Annotated in this window: 14 protein-coding genes; 5 read left to right on the top strand and 9 right to left on the bottom strand. The window is 45.1% G+C overall.

Annotation, left to right across the window (positions count from 1 at the left end):
- The first annotated feature begins 57 nt into the window (after window positions 1-57).
- From AAC052_RS05775 to AAC052_RS05760, 4 genes are all read left to right on the top strand, one after another.
- Window positions 58-615 (top strand): hypothetical protein, encoded by a 558-nt coding sequence (locus AAC052_RS05775; RefSeq protein WP_339811637.1) that lies wholly within the window; start codon window positions 58-60, stop codon window positions 613-615.
- Window positions 612-1,070 carry a nucleoside deaminase gene (locus tag AAC052_RS05770; RefSeq protein WP_339811635.1) on the top strand — a complete coding sequence of 153 codons (459 nt, stop codon included), beginning with the start codon at window positions 612-614 and terminating at the stop codon, window positions 1,068-1,070. The genes AAC052_RS05775 and AAC052_RS05770 overlap by 4 nt, the downstream gene beginning before the upstream one ends.
- 137 nt (window positions 1,071-1,207) lie before the next feature.
- Window positions 1,208-1,810 (top strand): superoxide dismutase, encoded by a 603-nt coding sequence (locus tag AAC052_RS05765; RefSeq protein WP_151998119.1) that lies wholly within the window; start codon window positions 1,208-1,210, stop codon window positions 1,808-1,810.
- A 160-nt stretch (window positions 1,811-1,970) separates the two neighbouring features.
- A complete protein-coding gene (locus AAC052_RS05760) occupies window positions 1,971-3,320 on the top strand; it encodes a Gfo/Idh/MocA family oxidoreductase (protein WP_317488505.1) in 1,350 nt (449 codons plus the stop codon).
- Between the two features lie 36 nt (window positions 3,321-3,356).
- Here AAC052_RS05760 and AAC052_RS05755 read toward each other — a convergent pair whose 3' ends face one another.
- The 9 genes from AAC052_RS05755 to AAC052_RS05715 all read right to left on the bottom strand — a co-directional run bounded on the left by AAC052_RS05755 (window position 3,357) and on the right by AAC052_RS05715 (window position 15,392).
- Window positions 3,357-4,421 (bottom strand): acyl-CoA desaturase, encoded by a 1,065-nt coding sequence (locus AAC052_RS05755; RefSeq protein WP_317488506.1) that lies wholly within the window; start codon window positions 4,419-4,421, stop codon window positions 3,357-3,359.
- 214 nt (window positions 4,422-4,635) lie between these two features.
- A complete protein-coding gene (gene uvrB / locus AAC052_RS05750; RefSeq protein WP_317488507.1) occupies window positions 4,636-6,654 on the bottom strand; it encodes an excinuclease ABC subunit UvrB in 2,019 nt (672 codons plus the stop codon).
- Between the two features lie 41 nt (window positions 6,655-6,695).
- A complete protein-coding gene (locus AAC052_RS05745; protein WP_339811633.1) occupies window positions 6,696-7,448 on the bottom strand; it encodes a shikimate dehydrogenase in 753 nt (250 codons plus the stop codon).
- Window positions 7,448-8,395: a DUF368 domain-containing protein gene (locus tag AAC052_RS05740; protein ID WP_317488509.1), complete on the bottom strand. Its 948-nt coding sequence runs from the start codon at window positions 8,393-8,395 to the stop codon at window positions 7,448-7,450. Before AAC052_RS05740 ends, AAC052_RS05745 begins: the two co-directional genes overlap by 1 nt.
- A gap of 72 nt (window positions 8,396-8,467) precedes the next feature.
- Window positions 8,468-9,238 (bottom strand): phosphosulfolactate synthase, encoded by a 771-nt coding sequence (locus AAC052_RS05735; RefSeq protein WP_317488510.1) that lies wholly within the window; start codon window positions 9,236-9,238, stop codon window positions 8,468-8,470.
- An 82-nt stretch (window positions 9,239-9,320) separates the two neighbouring features.
- Complete coding sequence (locus tag AAC052_RS05730; RefSeq protein WP_317488511.1) at window positions 9,321-10,730, bottom strand: tetratricopeptide repeat protein; 1,410 nt, start codon at window positions 10,728-10,730, stop codon at window positions 9,321-9,323.
- A gap of 283 nt (window positions 10,731-11,013) precedes the next feature.
- Complete coding sequence (locus AAC052_RS05725) at window positions 11,014-13,386, bottom strand: polysaccharide biosynthesis tyrosine autokinase (RefSeq protein WP_339811629.1); 2,373 nt, start codon at window positions 13,384-13,386, stop codon at window positions 11,014-11,016.
- Between the two features lie 9 nt (window positions 13,387-13,395).
- Complete coding sequence (locus AAC052_RS05720) at window positions 13,396-14,178, bottom strand: polysaccharide biosynthesis/export family protein (protein WP_339811627.1); 783 nt, start codon at window positions 14,176-14,178, stop codon at window positions 13,396-13,398.
- A 65-nt stretch (window positions 14,179-14,243) separates the two neighbouring features.
- The gene (locus tag AAC052_RS05715; protein WP_317488514.1) at window positions 14,244-15,392 is read right to left on the bottom strand and encodes a glycosyltransferase family 4 protein; all 1,149 of its coding nucleotides are present in this window, start codon (window positions 15,390-15,392) and stop codon (window positions 14,244-14,246) included.
- A gap of 318 nt (window positions 15,393-15,710) precedes the next feature.
- On the opposite strand from AAC052_RS05715, the gene hflX reads away from it, so the two are divergent.
- On the top strand, window positions 15,711-16,922 hold the full coding sequence (gene hflX / locus AAC052_RS05710) for a GTPase HflX (protein WP_339811624.1): 1,212 nt from the start codon (window positions 15,711-15,713) through the stop codon (window positions 16,920-16,922).
- The last annotated feature ends 8 nt before the right edge of the window (window positions 16,923-16,930 follow it).

The raw sequence follows: 16,930 nt of genomic DNA, 5'->3' as shown, positions 1-16,930 counted from the left end.
CTTAAGTTTCCAAGTCACCTTGAAGCCACTAAATTTACAAACAAAACCAAATCAGTTGTGAAATTTCTTATTACCATTCTTTTGGTCGCCTTGGGCTTTTCTGCCCTTGCCCAACTAAGCCCCACCAAAGTAACTGACTACATCACCGTGAGCCTTCCTTCCGACTTTCGTCCGATGAACGAGCAGGAGATCAATAGTAAGTATGTGTACACCCGCAGACCGATGGCCCTGCACACCGACTATGGTGTGACTGTCGATTTCGGGATCAACAAAGGAAACAACCAATGGGCCCAGGGTGACTTAAACATTCTGAAGGATTTTTATAAAGCCAACATTTCTTCTCTTTACGATGAGGTGAGTTTCACCAAAGACGCCATCGAAACTATCAACGGCCGGGATTTTGCCGTATTTGAGTTTGTTGCAATAGTTAAACCTGAGGAAGACGCCATTACCAACGAATCAGCCCTCCGTACTTACAGCTATATCCAGTACACCATTGTCAACAACCAAACGCTCGTGTTCACGCTTTCATCGCCTTACCAGCATATGAGAAAATGGAAGGATTTGGCACCACAGATCATGCAAAGCGTATCCATCAAAAAGAACTTCAAGTGAGCGGGCTAACGGTTTTCAGCGACGATCATTTCATGAAAGTCGCTCTGCGTGAAGCTGAAAGAGCGCTGGAGGAAGATGAAATTCCGGTCGGCGCCGTTATTGTTTGTCAGAACAAAGTCATTGCCAAAGGCTACAACCACACAGAAAAGCTTACTGACGTAACTGCCCATGCAGAAATGCTGGCGATTACGGCTGCAGAAAACTACCTCAGTTCCAAATACCTGAACGATTGCACACTGTACGTTACGCTTGAACCTTGTGTGATGTGTGCAGGTGCCCTCCACTGGACGCAGATAGGCAGAGTTGTTTACGGGGCATCCGATTTACAGCGAGGTTACTCACTGCTGACGGAAAATGTGCTGCATCCGAAAACAAAGGTGTCATCGGGAATTATGGAACAGGAATGCCGACAACTGATTAACACTTTTTTCAAGAGGTTGAGGGAGAAGGAATAAACTCATCGATACTTCCATGTACATATCTATTACATCAAGGAACTATACCCACCTTTTGGCGTTATTTATTTGGGCAGTTCTTAGTAGATTTACTGTTCAGTAAGATAAATGTTCAACCATAAAACAAATCAATAATTATGGCATTCGAATTACCAGCATTACCATATGCAACCAATGCGCTGGAGCCGCACATCGACGCCCGCACCATGGAAATACACCACGGAAAGCACCACAATGCCTACGTGACGAACTTGAATAAAGCCATCGAAGGCACTGAAATGGCTGGCAAGTCGCTCGAAGAATTGCTGAAAAGCCACTCTAACGTGCCAGCTGTGCGCAACAACGGCGGCGGTCACTGGAACCACTCTCTTTTCTGGACAGTTATGGGCCCTGGCAAAGGCGGCCAGCCTTCAGGTGCTTTGGCTGATGCTATCAACGCTGCCTTCGGTTCATTCGACGGCTTCAAAGAAAAATTTTCTGCGGCTGCAGCTACCAGGTTCGGCTCAGGCTGGGCATGGCTTTGTGTGAAAGGCGGCAAGCTTGAAATATGCTCTACTGCCAATCAGGACAATCCATTGATGCCTGACGCAGGTTGCAGTGGCACACCTATTCTTGGTCTTGACGTTTGGGAGCATGCTTACTACCTGAACTATCAAAACAGAAGACCTGACTACGTAGCAGCTTTCTACAATGTGGTAGATTGGGATGCAGTTGCCAAGCGCTTTGCAGCGGCAAAATAATTAGCCAGTTGCTACTAAATATCAGAGCCCTTCCAGCAACGGAGGGGCTTTTTTATTGCCCATCGAACAACCCATATGCCTGACCACGCAATTAGCCCTTCCTTTTTAGGTATCGAATTAGGATATTGAGAAATAAACGATTCAAAACATACCTACTATTATGAGTTCAACATCCAGAAGAACATTTATACAAAAGACCGGCATGGCCGCTGCGGGCGGGCTGGCACTTAGCCAAATGCCTTTTTCGTCATTCGCCGGCGTACGGAAGCCGGTCGCAGCAGCCGACAAGCTGCGCTATGGTGTGATCGGCTGCAACGGCATGGGCTGGAGCGACATGCGCTCACACCTCAACATGGACGAGGTCGACTGCGTCGCTCTATGCGACGTTGACCAAAGCGTGCTTGACAGACGCTCCGCTGACGTGGAGAAAATGAGGGGTAAAAAACCCGCCCAGTATGGCGACTACCGCAAAATGCTGGAAAACAAAGACATTGATGTTGTTATCATCGGCACGCCAGATCACTGGCACTGCAAAACCATGGTCGATGCTGTGCAGGCCGGAAAGCATGTGTATGTGGAGAAGCCAATCGCCAATACCATGGAAGAGTGTAACCTCATGGTAGCTGCTGCGAAAAAATATGGCAAAATCGTACAGGTTGGCCAGTGGCAGCGCAGCGGTCCGCATTACGAGCAGGCGCTCGATGTGGTTCGCTCTGGCAAGCTGGGACAAATCAGACTGGTGAAGGTATGGGCTTATCAGGGGTGGATGAAGCCGGTGCCTGTTTTGCCAGACACAGCAGTGCCTGCTGGTGTCAACTACGACATGTGGCTTGGGCCTGCTCCGAAGCGTCCCTTTAACGCCAACCGCTTCCACTTCAACTTCCGCTGGTTTTGGGACTACGCCGGCGGTTTGATGACCGACTGGGGTGTACATGAAATTGATATTGCTCTTTATGCCATGGGTGTGAAGGCACCCAAATCAGTGATGGCCTCAGGTGGCAAGTTTGCCTACCCGGATGACGCCTCAGAAACGCCAGACACACTGCAAACGGTATTTGAATACGACGGGTTCAATATGCTGTGGGAGCACGCCACGGGAATTGACGGCGGCAACTACGGCAAGACGGAAGGCATCGCTTTTATTGGCAACAACGGCACGCTGGTAGTCAACAGAGGTGGCTGGGAGATCATCCCCGAAACACAACAGAAAGACGGAATGACTGCCTGGAAAATGGACGATGTGCCAGATCAGCGCCCGCAGGGAAATGCGCTTGATCTCCATACCAGAAATTTTGTTGATGCCATCAAGGCAAATGATTCATCCAAACTCAAGTGCGGCATTGAAACAGGCAGCATTGCGGCCATTAATGCGCAAATGGGCAATATCGCTTACAAAACCGGGAGGAAAGTTTTCTGGGATGCGGCAAGCGGGCAATTCAAGAACGATGCCGAAGCCAACGCTCTGATGAAAGCGAAATACAATAATGGATGGACTTTGCCGAAGGTTTAATCAAAAAAGCCCTTCTCCATGGAGAAGGGCTTTCTTTTATGCCTGACCCATGGCCTTTAAATAGGCTGCATGGGAGCCCAGGGCGATCCGCATGCGGGGGTATTCAATATACACGATACCATTCTCCTCACACACTTTCTTGATGATTTTGCTTATGGCAGGATAATGAATATGAGATATTTTGGGGAACAGATGGTGCTCAATCTGGTAGTTCAAGCCACCAACCCACCATGTGATCAGCTTATTTTTAGTGGCAAAGTTGGCCGTTGTCTTTATCTGATGAATCGCCCACTCGTCTTCAAGCTTGTTCAATTCATTCGGAACGGGGAAATGAGTGTGTTCCACTGTGTGTGCCAATTGGAATACGAGCGTAAGCACCAATCCAGCGAATAAGCCCATTACCAGGAAGCCTGTTAGCCATGGCAGGAAACCTACCATATAGATTGGCAACGCCATGTAAACCACCGCATGAATCACTTTGAAACCCCAAAAGCTGATATGATCCTTGGGCTTCATCTTCATTAGCGGCATAGAGCCTACTTTCTGGGTAAAGTACTTCTTGTAGTCTGTAAAGAATACCCAATACAGGTAAAGCAACGAATAAGCAAACCAACCATAGATATGCTGGTAGCGATGAATTTTTCGGTGACGCTGCGTAGAGCAAAGTCTCAGGAACGGCCTGGCATCAATATCATCGTCAATTTCATCAATATTGGTGTAGGTGTGATGAATAACGTTGTGCTTGGTATTCCACATAAACACATTAGCTCCAAGAAAATTGAGCGATAGACCTGCGAGCTTATTCACCCACTCTTTGCGGCTAAAACTTCCATGCGAACCATCATGCATCACATTAAATCCGATGGCGGCCGTTAAACCTCCCATTATTACAGATTCTGTGAGTGCCAACCACGTGCCCGGAGTAAAAAAGACTAAATGGATATAGAAACCCACCCAGCTCAATACCAGAACAACGGCCTTGAAGTATAGCTTATAGTTACCAGTCGACGGCTTTCCTGCCTCTTGAAAGTATTCGTTTATTCTTGACCTCAGTTCGCCATAAAACGAATTTCCCTGAGATGAAAATTTAGGTGCACTCATTAGGGTTCTTGTTATTTAAAAGCACAAGTTACCTACTGTGCTTCGATAATTAAGAGGACAAAGGTACGATTAAAACCTGAAACATTCGATGCAATTTTATCGACGGTAGGGAGGAATCTATTTCTGTCTACATTAACAGAACATCATTTATCTCTTTTTAATTGCACTGCCACCAAACAAACTCAGCTAATCCATCCTATTGCATTGCATACGATCATTTTTCAAACAACTTTTTTAAATCAGCTAGCTCATCCCTCAACCTCGCTGCGTCAATAAAATCCAGCTCCTTGGCCGCTTTTTCCATGGCTTTTTGTGTTTGCTTGATCAGCTTTTCGAGCTCAGGCTTTGGCATGTATTGAACAATCGGGTCGGCGGCAATACTTGGCTCCTCATTTTCAACGTAGTACTTCCTTCCGTCCTTTTTGGAGTCAGCCACTTTAGTTTGACCCATAATTGAGCCGATATTCTTTTTAACAGATCGGGGGGTAATGCCGTGCTCTTTGTTGTAAGCAATTTGGATGTCCCTCCTCCGATAGGTCTCATCAATGGCCTCCCGCATGGAGTCAGTGATTTTATCGGCGTACATAATCACCTTTCCGCTTTCATTTCTGGCCGCCCGACCAATTGTCTGAACCAACGATCGCTGGTTTCTAAGAAAGCCCTCTTTGTCGGCATCCAAAATAGCGACCAGCGAAACTTCCGGTAAATCGAGGCCCTCACGCAAAAGGTTGACACCTACAAGGACATCGAAAACACCTAGCCTTAGCTCTCTGAGAATTTCTACCCTGTCAAGTGCATTCACCTCTGAGTGGATATAGCGTGACTTCACGCCAGCTCTCTCAAGGTACTTCTGAAGCTCCTCCGCCATTCTTTTAGTAAGCGTAGTCACCAGCACCCTTTCTTCCTTTTTCACCCGCTCATCAATCTCTTCCAACAGATCGTCTATCTGATTGATACTCGGCCTGACGTCAATCTCCGGATCCAAAAGACCGGTTGGCCTGATGATCTGTTCCACGACCACACCCTCTGACTTTCTGAGCTCATACTCTGCCGGCGTGGCACTAACAAATATTACCTGGCTCAGCATTCCTTCAAATTCATTGAATGTCAACGGCCTGTTGTCCAGTGCCGATGGAAGCCGGAAACCGTAGTCCACCAGGTTCACCTTTCTCGACCTGTCGCCTCCCCACATAGCCCTGATCTGCGGCACAGTCACATGGCTTTCGTCAATTACCATCACAAAATCTTCAGGGAAATAGTCAAGCAGACAGAAAGGTCTTTGGCCCGACTGCCTCCTGTCGAAATAGCGGCTATAGTTCTCCACGCCCGAGCAATAGCCGAGCTCTCTTATCATTTCAAGATCAAACTCTGTTCGCTCTTTCAACCGTTTTGCTTCGAGAAACCGCCGCTCACTTTCAAAATAGTTGACCTGAGCCATCATATCGTCCTGAATTTCGATGATGGCCTGCTGGATCACATCTTTCCCGGTGACAAAAAGATTGGCAGGAAATATTGTTATTATTTTCTCGTCGCTGAGCTTTTTACCTGACTGTGGATCGATCCGCTGAATGGATTCAATTTCGTCTCCCCAGAAAATAATGCGGTAGGCAAAGTCGGCATACGCAACAAAAATATCAACCGTGTCCCCCTTCACCCTAAAGTTACCCCGCTTAAACTCTACCTCCGTTCTGCTGTACAAAATATCCACAAAGCTGAAAAGCAGTTGATTTCGGGTGATCTGCTGCCCTTCCTCTAACCGAATAACATTTTTGCCAAACTCATCCGGATTGCCTATACCGTATATGCAGGAGACTGAAGCAACCACTATCACGTCCCGCCTTCCGCTAAGCAGCGCCGAAGTGGCACTTAGCCTCAGCTTTTCAATTTCTTCGTTGATAGAAAGATCCTTCTCTATGTAAAGTCCTGTGGTTGGAATAAACGCTTCCGGCTGGTAGTAGTCGTAGTAGGAAATGAAGTACTCAACAGCATTGTTAGGAAAGAACTGCTTCAATTCTCCAAAAAGCTGTGCTGCCAGCGTCTTATTATGACTGAGGACAAGGGCTGGCCTGTTCACTTCCTTGATGACGTTGGCCACTGTGAAGGTTTTGCCGGAGCCTGTCACTCCCAGCAGCGTTTGGGCGGGTTCGTTGGCATTGAGACCTTTTACAAGCTCTGCAATTGCCTTTGGCTGGTCCCCGGTGGGTTGGTATTCAGATGTTAGTTCGAAGTCCAAAGAGTAGAAATTTGTTGGTCAACGAATAAACGAAATATTCATCACTTTTGATTCCAGATTTCCCAGGCTCTCTCGGCTTGCAACACCAGCATGTCGTATCCGTTTTTTACTTTGGCGCCATGCTCCTGCCCTTTCTTCATAAAAAGTGTCTCGGCTGGATTGTAGACGAGGTCGTAGAATAAGTGGCCGGAACCAATTCTCTCGAAATCAATCTCCGGGCATTTTCCGGTATCCGGGTACGTGCCCAATGGTGTTGTGTTGATAATCAATTTCCTCGATTCAAGAATCGTGGGATCATTTTTCAAATCTCCGTAGGTAATAACTCCATTCCCAGCAGACCTAGACACCTGAAGGTATTCAATCTTCAAGTCCTCCAGTGCCACCCTTACTGCAGAAGCCGCTCCACCTGTGCCAAGCACCAGGGCTTTTGCTCCAACTATTGCATCACCGGCCCAGCTCTGCAACGACCGCAAAAAACCTATATAGTCTGAGTTAAATCCTGTTAGCTGTCCGTCCCGCTCTTTTCTTATCACATTGACCGCCCCAACTCTTGAAGCACTCTGGTCAAGCTTGTTCAGCAAAGGAATGACTGCCTTTTTATGAGGGATGGTGACGTTTATCCCTACCAGATTGGGATTCTCGGCAAACAAAGCTGGAAAGCTGGCGGCGGTTTCCATCTCATACAGCTCATAGGAAGCATCGCTGATCCCTTCTCTCAGGAACTTCTCCGAAAAATATTTTCTTGAAAAAGAGTGGGTCAGTGGAAACCCGATTAGTCCAAACAGCCTCGGCATTACTTGTTTTTGTACTTGACGGTTGTGTGTGCAATTTTTTCAATAATCACCACAACGCCAAAGCCAAGTGCAATAAAAAGCAGAGCGAAAAGAATTTGAGGATCTTGCCCGGTAAGCTTATGATAATAATGTGGCCAAACATTGTTTTCGATAAATGGCACCTGTTCGCCGGCGCTGTTCAGCCTAAATTGCGCCACTCGTTTCCAGGGCCATATTTTGTATAGCGATCCGACCATAAACCCCGACAATAAACCAATGGCCATGTTGTGGTATTTTTTCAGAAACCACGAAATGGCTCGGGAAAAGGATAAAAGCCCAATGACACAGCCAGCTGCAAAAAGTGCTATAACAAGATAATTTAGCTCCTTGAGCGCTCTTAAAACATATTCATATTTGCCCATGATCAGCAAAATGAAACTGCCCGAAATACCCGGAAGTATCATGGCTGTTATGGCAACCATCCCGCTCAGGATAATGAACCACCACGATGTTGGGGTTGTGGCAGGTGTGGACGAAACAATGATGTATGCAGAAACTAAACCTGCTATAAAGGCAAATATAACACCCGGAGACCACCTTTTGATTTGCCTGGCAATGGTAATGGAGGAAATGATGATAAGACCGAAGAAAAAAGACCAAACATAGATCGGATACAGCTCCAACAAGTGCGTAATCACCTGCGCAAAGATGATAATGCTCAGTCCTATGCCAGCAAGCAGGGCGACAAGAAAATTGCCATTAATGTGCTTCCAAAGCTCCTTGATTTTGAAGCTTGAAAGCAGCTTAAGCGCAGTCAGGTCAAATGCTTTGATAGCGTCTAGCAGCTCTTCATAAATTCCTGTAATGAAGGCTATTGTTCCACCGGAGACTCCCGGAATCACGTCGGCACTTCCCATAGCCAGGCCCTTCAAAAAGAGCAAAAAATAGTCAGTTAACTTTCTCGGCATTAAAATGATGTCCAGGGTATTGAAAAAAGAGGCCATTTCTTCAAACAGAAATGACCTCCCAATAATAGTTAGTTAGAACTGAGACAGGAAGTGGTCAAATGTATCACCTCTCAAGCCCAGTCTTATCGTTTCTAAAGGAATTACCTCTTGTGGGGCAATATTTCCCAGGTTCACATTGGCCCCCAGCAATTTGATGAACCAAACTTGCTGTGTCTTTTGCGGTGCCTCCCAGATAATCCGCTCGAACGGAATTTTGGTCAAAATTTCCTCTACCAGTCCCTGGCGAACTTCTCCGGAGTCTCTGAACAGACCAACGTTTCCTCCTTCTCTGGCCTCTCCAATCACTTTCCAGGCGCCGGCGTCCAGCTCCGTTTGCATCTGCTCAATCCATTTGTAGGGTGGGATAATCTTGGCAGCATCCTTTGATCCGACTTCTGACAATACCGTCACCTGACCAGACAACTGCCTAATGTATTCGCATTTTCTGTCATGATCGAGGGTAATGGAGCCGTCCGACACCTCTGCATACTTCAATCCGTATTTGTCCAAAACCTTCCTGTAGTCCTCAAACTGATCTCTGATTACAAAGGCTTCAAACAAAGTACCTCCAAGATAGACTGGGATGCCCGCCGACTGATAGAGGTCAATTTTCTCTTTCAGCTTTGGGAACACATATGAAGTAGCCCAGCCAAGCTTAATAATATCTACATACTCACCACATGTTTCTATCAAATCCGCTGCTTCTCTAAGGCTGCTCCCCTTATCCATCACCATGGTAAAACCTGTCTGCCGTGGCTTCTTGGTTCTCTCCGGAACCTTACTTAATGCATAGTTTTCTAACATTTCAATTTCCTAAATTTCCCAACAAAAAAAGCCAGTACACTCCAGGCATGGCTTTCAAACACCCTTCGATAAAAGGCAATTCTTATTTATCTTTATTATTAGACTTATAGCGCTCAATGATTTTGTATAGTGCCTTCTGAGTCTCAAGTTTTGGAAAAAACTCAAAGAGGACGACGTGATTTTCAAAATTCAAAGTTAAGGCATTTTCCAAAATTGCAAAGGCCTCTTTGAATCGTCCCGCAGTTATTAAATACACTGTAGCCCTGTAATATAAATCGGACTCCTCGGGGCATTCGTCCATGCCGGAAGAAACAGTGTCGACAGCTTTTTCATATTGGCCCTGCTCAAAATAAATGTGCGACCAACCAAGCCAGGCCATGGGATTTTTGGGATCTAATATGGTTGCCTCTTCAAAAGCGTCCATACTGGACACAATATTGCCAACTTTGTATTCCGCTTCGGCAACTGCTAACCAGTAATCGGGGTTTTCAGCGTTGAGTTTGAGTGCTTTATTATAGAAATGAATGGATTCAAACCACCTTTCCTGAGCCTTCAAACATGAAGCAATGCCAAAGTATGCTTCGTCATACATGTCGTCAAGCTTGGCCGCTCGTCTGTAAAAAGACAGCGCTTCATCTAATTCACCCAATTTTTCATAGGCGGCTCCAATATAGCAATAGGTTTCGGAGCTCGGCCCCTCTAACTCTTCGGTAGTTTGAAACGCCTTTAGCGCTTTGTCGTACTCCTCTATGTTAAGGTAAGCATTGCCCATATTAAAGTAGGCAGAGCTAAAACTATCGTCGATGGCGGCTGCGTACTCATACGCATCGATAGCCTCTACGTGCCTTCCAAGCTTGTTGTATACGATGCCGAGGTTATACCAGGCATACTCCGAAAACGGATCTCTGTCAATGAATTGCCTATAATAATCAAGGCTGCTCTCAAGCTCACCTGCTACATCCAGGCAATAAGCCAGTTCGTACAGCGCATTTTCATGATTGATATTGAACTCTATGGCTAACTTGTAATTATCAGCCGCCTGCTTATAGTCTCCTTTACCCTGAAAAGCGAGGCCGATATTATAAAAAACTTCGTCCTTATCTTCTATCCACTCCAGTGCGTTGTTCAACGCATCAATGGCTTCATCATAATTTCCATTGAGAGACAATATATTACCCTTCAGCAGAATGATCTCAGAATCTCCAGGCTGTAGATTTTCAGCAGTTTCCAGTAATTTGAGTGCCTCGTCATATTCCTCAAGCGATGTGAGGATAGTTGCTTTTCGCAGCATTAATTCCACTGAAAATGGAAATTGATCAAAAGCCACATTGACTGCTTTTAATGCTTTGCTGAACTTCAGCTTGTCAAGGTAATAGTCGATGATATTCTCGAAGTCGTCTTCCTCAAAATAATGGCTGACTCTCCCTTTCACAAAGTCCTCAAATTTCTCTACCAGCTCTTTAAGCTCTTTCTTACGAAAATCTTCCGCCATTAAATGTGATGATTAATAGTGTGACAAAGGTAGGAACAAAAAAACTAGGGTATTGAATCCCCGAAAACAATCTTTCTAAGTGAAAAACTTCTTTGCTCATTATGTCGCAGAGGGTTTATGAAAGATAGGCAATTATTTAAATTCCTCTCAAAAAAAAGTGCAATAATTAAATCCGTTCTAATAGAAAGATTGGTTTTCGAAAAAATTCGCAATGATTTTGCTTGAATGCCAAATTGAAGTATTGACCTATTATTTATTGATAGTCAGTCAATTGACGAATCACTTAACTTTTTTCCTTATGATCCTCGTCGTAATAGCCGTAACCGTAGCCATAGCCGTAACCATAGCCATAGCCTTTCTTATTCAGAATTTTTACTGAGTTCAGAATGACAGAAATGTTGTTGAACTTGTTCATTTTGATCAGCTTCTGTAGCGTTTTTAAGAAAACCTTCCTGGAATAGTCAGCCCTTACTACATACAGGGTTAAATCCGCTTTCTTCATTACAATCACGCCGTCTGTCACCAAGCCAACAGGAGGTGTATCAAGAATTACCACGTCATACGTTTTCGATGCTTGTCTGATAAAATTGTCAAACCTCTCCCCAAGCATCAACTCAGAGGGATTTGGAGGAATAGGGCCAGCGCCTAAGTATTGAAGTCCCTCAATCTCTGTCGTCTGCACACAATCCTCAAATTTGTCCCGCCCGATAAGGACAGTAGACATCCCCTTGTCATCTTTCTCTCTGCCAAACGCCAAATGTATCTTGGGCTTTCGCATATCAAGATCCACCACAAGCACCTTCTGTCCTGTTTTAGCCAAAATACCACCCAGATTTACTGCTACAAACGTTTTGCCTTCACCGCTAATGGTAGAAGTCACAGCAATTACCCGCTGGTCTCCACCATTGAGTAAAAAGTCCATGTTTGTCCTGATACTGCGTAGCGACTCGCTTAATACCGACTGAGGAACTTTATGTACCAACAGCCTTGTAGTCAGCAACTTCTCTCTCTTGTACACCGGAATGGAACCAAGAACTGGCACGCTAACCAGGCGCTCAAGCTCTCTTTGATGAGATATCTTATTGTCCAACAGGTACCTCAAGCCAATAAAGAGAAGGCTCAACAAAAGGCCGCTAACGGCACCAACACCATAAATGAGCAGCTGTTTCGGATGCACCGGATCCACTGGCAAAGATGCGGGCGACAGAATGTCGAAATCCTGAACCGTTCCCGCTTTGGCGATTTCCAGCTCGGCCTTGCTTTTTATTAAGGAGAAATAGAACTCCTCCTGAAGATTGTAAAACCTTCTTGTTTTGTTAAACTCGGTACCCATCGAAGGTAATTCGACGAAGTTACGTTCGAGGTTGGCCTTTCTAACGTCCAACTCCCTGAGCGCCTTCACAAGGTTTTCTCTGTACTCCTCTGTGATACTCGTTACATTTTTCTTCAAAGTTGCCAGCCGCTGAGTCATGCGAGAGACGGCATAGGTATTCTCACTGTAAGAACCCAGTAACAATTCCCGCTCGCCGAACAACTTGTTATATTCTGTCAAAGAACTGGATATGAACTCTGGTAAAGACCTGGAGCTGTAGTTAGCTAGCAGCAATGGCTCATTCCTGTCCATTTGCTCCTGTGCCATCTGAATATTGGTCAGCTTGTTTTGAAGGTCGTATCGCTGTGAGTCGAGCGACTGTAACAGCACGATTGTTCGACCTAAGTCCGTCTGAATATTGGTGGTTCGGTTCTCAATGGTAAAGTTTTCAAAATAGTCCTCGTACTCTTCTATCTTCCTTTCGGTAATTCCCAGTTGCTCATTCAGGAATGAAAGCTTTTGCTCAATAGCCTGGTTTTTTTCTTCCGTTGTGTATTTGAGATAAAGGGTGTCAATAGCGGTCACAAAATCCCTTGCTTTATACTTATTGAAGTCTCTCAAAGAGATCTTTATCGTTTTTGCACTAAAGTTGAGTGGCTGAACCGTAACGTTTGACTGGAAAAAATTTATCAGGGCCGACTCGCTGTTAATCGTAAAGTAATATTTGCCAATACCGTTGTCATCGGCGAAATTCTCAGTCTTCTCAATCAGAAGGTTGTAGTCAGCGGTGCTGATGGTTTCGCCAAATTTATGCCGGGAGGTACCTGACTGCTCAGCTGGTGGAAAGGATAGTTCAAATTCGTTTTCCGAAATAATTTCGATATCGATAGGCCTATCGAAAAAACCAGCGTTATGCAACTTATAACTAACCACAAATGGGCTGTTCCGGTATCGCTCCTCAGTAAGGATATTCCCATAGTAGTGGTAAGACACATTGTAATTAATCGCCTCAACCACCCGACTGAAAAACAGGTTTGATTTAAGAAGTTCGATCTCACCTGATAGCGAGTTCACGCCAGAGTTCTCCAGGGGATTTTGCACCCCCAAAATCACTGCTTCATTCTGAATATTGAGTTTCAGTTGCGACTCGGATTCGTATACGGGCTTGGTGTATCTGAGAAAAGCGTATGAAGCGGTTCCAGCGACAGCAAAAATGGCCGCCACATACAAAATACTACTCCTTACTACCTGAAGTAGCTTTTCGACGTCAAGGTCGTTGAACGCTTCTGATTCATTCACGTCAGAACCTAAACCTGATCCGCTTGTGTTGCTGCTTTCTGTCAATTGCTCACTTTAGTTAAGATTGATGCTTTTTACTACCAAAGCCAAAGTTATTACCCCAGTGATCAGACTTAAAATTGGGGATACGTCTCTGAGAGACTCTATCCACACCCGCCTCCACGGGTCAATATAGACGATGTCGCCTGGCTCCAGCCTCACAATAGATGATCGCATTCCACTAACGGTTGACAAATCGATCATGTATACCTCTGGGTTGTTCAGGTTCCCCCTAATTAGCCGTACAGTCTGACTTTTAGCCCCCTGATTAATTCCTCCCGACAAAGCAATCACCTCAATGAGTGAAGTATTTTCATTGACCAGCGGAATCACCTGTCCGCCGTTGGCGCCAAGCACAATCACCCTCCTGTTTTCGTAACGCAATACAACATAAGGGTCTATATAGTGCTCACTATAAAGTGCCTGAAGTTTTTGTTCTGCTTCGTATATAGTCATGCCGAGGATATCGACATCTCCAACCATGGGTAGTTTCACCAGACCATCCTGCCTGACCAAATAAACGAACTGACGGGTATTTTGCATGTTCTGATTCGTCATGCCCTGGCGAAGCTCAAAATTTGGATCAACAATTCTTTCGCCTCCGTTGGTGAACACATCTAACCTCAGATAGTCGTCTTTCTTTATCTGATAATTCTTCTCTGCCAAAGAAACTGCCTGCTTGAGGTCTGATTCGGTGAACTCCTCGTCCATCTTGAACATGATATCCTGCTTGTAGAGCTTGCAGGAACTCAATATAAGTAATGCAAAAAAAACAACTGTTCTTCCACAGTTCTTCATACCATGCTTCGATAAAGTAGAAAAGTTAACCCTGGAGGTCAATTAATGCGGAAAAGTAAAGATTCTCAACCAAATACTTCTTTTAATTGATGAGTTTTTGGTGTCTCAGCGGAAGTATAGGAGTCAATTTTTTCTAAGTACTCGTCAACAACGAAGCTGTCGTCAAAGTGTGTGATAACATGCTGTCTGGCGTTTTCGCCCATTGCGCTTCTTTCTTTGTCGGTGAAGAACATCATTCGCTGCATGGCATCAGCAAGGCTGTTAACGTCTCGCTCCTTGCAAAGCAGTCCCGTAACACCATCATGTACTACTGCGTTGCACCCGGGGACGTCTGACGCTATCAGGGGCCTGCTCATAGCGGCACCCTCCAGCAAGGTTTTGGGCAGCCCTTCTCTGTAAGATGGAAGTACGACCACATGGGCTCTGGCAATCCAGTCCTCAACCTTATCGGTAACTCCCACATATTCAATGACCTTTTCGTCATGCCACTGCTGAACCGTAGCGGCAGATATTGCTCTCAAATGCTTTTTCTCAATTTGCCCAAGCAGGAGAAACTTTACATTAAGGCCTTTTCCTTTCAAAATTCTGGCTGCTTCCACATATTCTTTCACTCCCTTCTCCACCAGAATTCTCGCCACCATCAGAAAAGTGAAATGCCCATTTGTATTGAATTTTGGAAAAAACCTGTGGTGGTCGATACCCGAACCAGGAATAACGCTTGTAGAAGGGCCTTCAGGATTCACCAAGGATATGAAGAGCTTTTTGTCGTCAGGGTTCTGAAAAAAAATGTGATCGGCAAACTTGAACGAGTGCTTGTAAAGCTGCACCGCCACAGATAAAACCCAGTTGTCTTGAATAAAGACAGTTCCTAAGCCGCTCACGTTATTAATAACAGCGGCACTACCAGCAAGTTTGGCAGCGAGCGTGCCGTAAATACCTGGCTTAATAGTATAGTGAAGAAAAACATCTGCCTTCACTTTTTTGTATATTCTGATAAGTCGAAACAGAAGCAGCAGGTCACGTATCGGATTTACTCCCGTAGTGTTCATGGGAACCGGATAAAACTCGCAGCCCATTGCCACCAATTTTTTAGAGTACTCATCCTCTGGCGCAATAGCTATCACTTCATCTCCCCTCTCCAAAAGAGCGTGAATAAGGTTCTTTCGAAAGTTGAATACGTTCCAGGACGAATTGATGACGATAGCAATTCTCATAATAAGGCGAGGTGGTTTATAAACAGTCGATGCAAGTAATTGTTTCTACTTCGTTAAAACATATTTGAAAGAAAACCGAGAAACAAAAACCAAATGCGACAGACTGACTATATTTCCAATGGTTGTGCAAATTATTATTATTCCTCTAATTAGTTAAACTTAATTAATGAAGTTTAAAATTAGATGGAGGTCTAACTCCTTCTTGTCTTATCGAAAGTATTAATTATTAGAGAAGGAAAATCAATAATCAGATGAATGGGGTGAACTTTTCGATGAACGATTGCTATTTATTGGTTTACTTGCAAGTTACTTCAACAAATGGATAAACTTATCTCTACGGCCCCAGTTCCACTCAAAGCTGTGTTAGTAGCTTTGATTAATAAAGATCAGCCGCCATCAAAGGCGGAGGAATTCCTTGATGAGCTGGAGTTCCTGGCGCAAACGCTTGGCCTGGAAATTAAGGGAAAATTTTCCCAACGGCTGCCCAGACCTGATACACGCTCCTTCGTGGGCAAGGGAAAATTAGAGGAAATAAACGCCTTTGTTAAAGCGGAAGAAATTGACGTAGTCATTTTTGACGACGACCTTACACCCTCTCAACTCAGAAACCTGGAAAATGAGCTGAAAGTAAAAATTTACGACCGGAGCCTCCTTATCCTCGACATATTTCTGGAGAGAGCCCAAACATCTCAGGCGAGAACCCAGGTGGAGCTGGCACGATATGAATATTTGCTGCCAAGGCTAACCAGAATGTGGACTCACCTTGAAAGGCAAAGGGGTGGAACCGGCACCAGGGGCGGTGCTGGTGAAAAAGAAATAGAAACTGACCGCCGGGCCATTCGGGATCAAATTACTGTGCTCAAAAAGCGGCTGGAAAAAATAGAAAAACAAGGGATTACACAGCGCAAAGCCAGAGGGCAACTGGTAAGAGTGTCCCTGGTGGGCTATACGAACGTTGGCAAGTCCACGATTATGAACAAGCTTAGCAAATCTGATGTGCTGGCCGAAAATAAGTTGTTTGCCACGGTTGACTCCACTGTCAGGAAAGTGGTTATCAACGATATTCCTTTCCTGCTCTCAGACACAGTCGGGTTTATCAGAAAACTGCCCCATGCACTCATCGAGTCGTTCAAGTCTACACTTGACGAAGTACGGGAGGCAGATATTCTCCTGCACGTAGTGGACATATCGCACCCATCTTTTGAGGAACACGCAAAGGTAGTGGAAGCAACGCTGAAAGAAATCGGCGCCGATGCTAAGCCTGTTATCACTGTTTTCAATAAAATAGATCTCATTCCTGAGGAGCCGCAGGAAGAAACAACAGATGAATTTGAGATCCAGGAGCCGGTAGCGCCCACACCAAGAGAACGTGCCCTGGCTCTTTACACCGAGAAACCCGACACAAAATTGATATTCATTTCAGCCACGAGCAAGGGGGACATCAGCAAGCTGCGTGAAACGCTTTACAAGGAAGTATTGGAGCATCACATTAGCATTTACCCCAATTACTTGAAAAACGTCAATTATTAATTTAATTT

The sequence above is a fragment of the uncultured Imperialibacter sp. genome, from assembly GCF_963974565.1.
GTDB lineage: Bacteria > Bacteroidota > Bacteroidia > Cytophagales > Cyclobacteriaceae > Imperialibacter > Imperialibacter roseus.
This window is presented reverse-complemented; position numbering and strand designations above follow the sequence as displayed.

Excerpts from the sequence above, each read along its gene's own strand:
- AAC052_RS05765 (WP_151998119.1), top strand. The coding sequence starts at position 1,208 with ATGGCATTCGAATTACCAGCATTACCATATGCAACCAATGCGCTGGAG.
- AAC052_RS05760 (WP_317488505.1), top strand. The coding sequence starts at position 1,971 with ATGAGTTCAACATCCAGAAGAACATTTATACAAAAGACCGGCATGGCC.
- AAC052_RS05755 (WP_317488506.1), bottom strand. The coding sequence starts at position 4,421 with ATGAGTGCACCTAAATTTTCATCTCAGGGAAATTCGTTTTATGGCGAA.
- AAC052_RS05745 (WP_339811633.1), bottom strand. The coding sequence starts at position 7,448 with ATGCCGAGGCTGTTTGGACTAATCGGGTTTCCACTGACCCACTCTTTT.
- AAC052_RS05740 (WP_317488509.1), bottom strand. The coding sequence starts at position 8,395 with ATGCCGAGAAAGTTAACTGACTATTTTTTGCTCTTTTTGAAGGGCCTG.
- AAC052_RS05735 (WP_317488510.1), bottom strand. The coding sequence starts at position 9,238 with ATGTTAGAAAACTATGCATTAAGTAAGGTTCCGGAGAGAACCAAGAAG.
- AAC052_RS05730 (WP_317488511.1), bottom strand. The coding sequence starts at position 10,730 with ATGGCGGAAGATTTTCGTAAGAAAGAGCTTAAAGAGCTGGTAGAGAAA.
- AAC052_RS05720 (WP_339811627.1), bottom strand. The coding sequence starts at position 14,178 with ATGAAGAACTGTGGAAGAACAGTTGTTTTTTTTGCATTACTTATATTG.
- AAC052_RS05715 (WP_317488514.1), bottom strand. The coding sequence starts at position 15,392 with ATGAGAATTGCTATCGTCATCAATTCGTCCTGGAACGTATTCAACTTT.
- hflX (WP_339811624.1), top strand. The coding sequence starts at position 15,711 with ATGGATAAACTTATCTCTACGGCCCCAGTTCCACTCAAAGCTGTGTTA.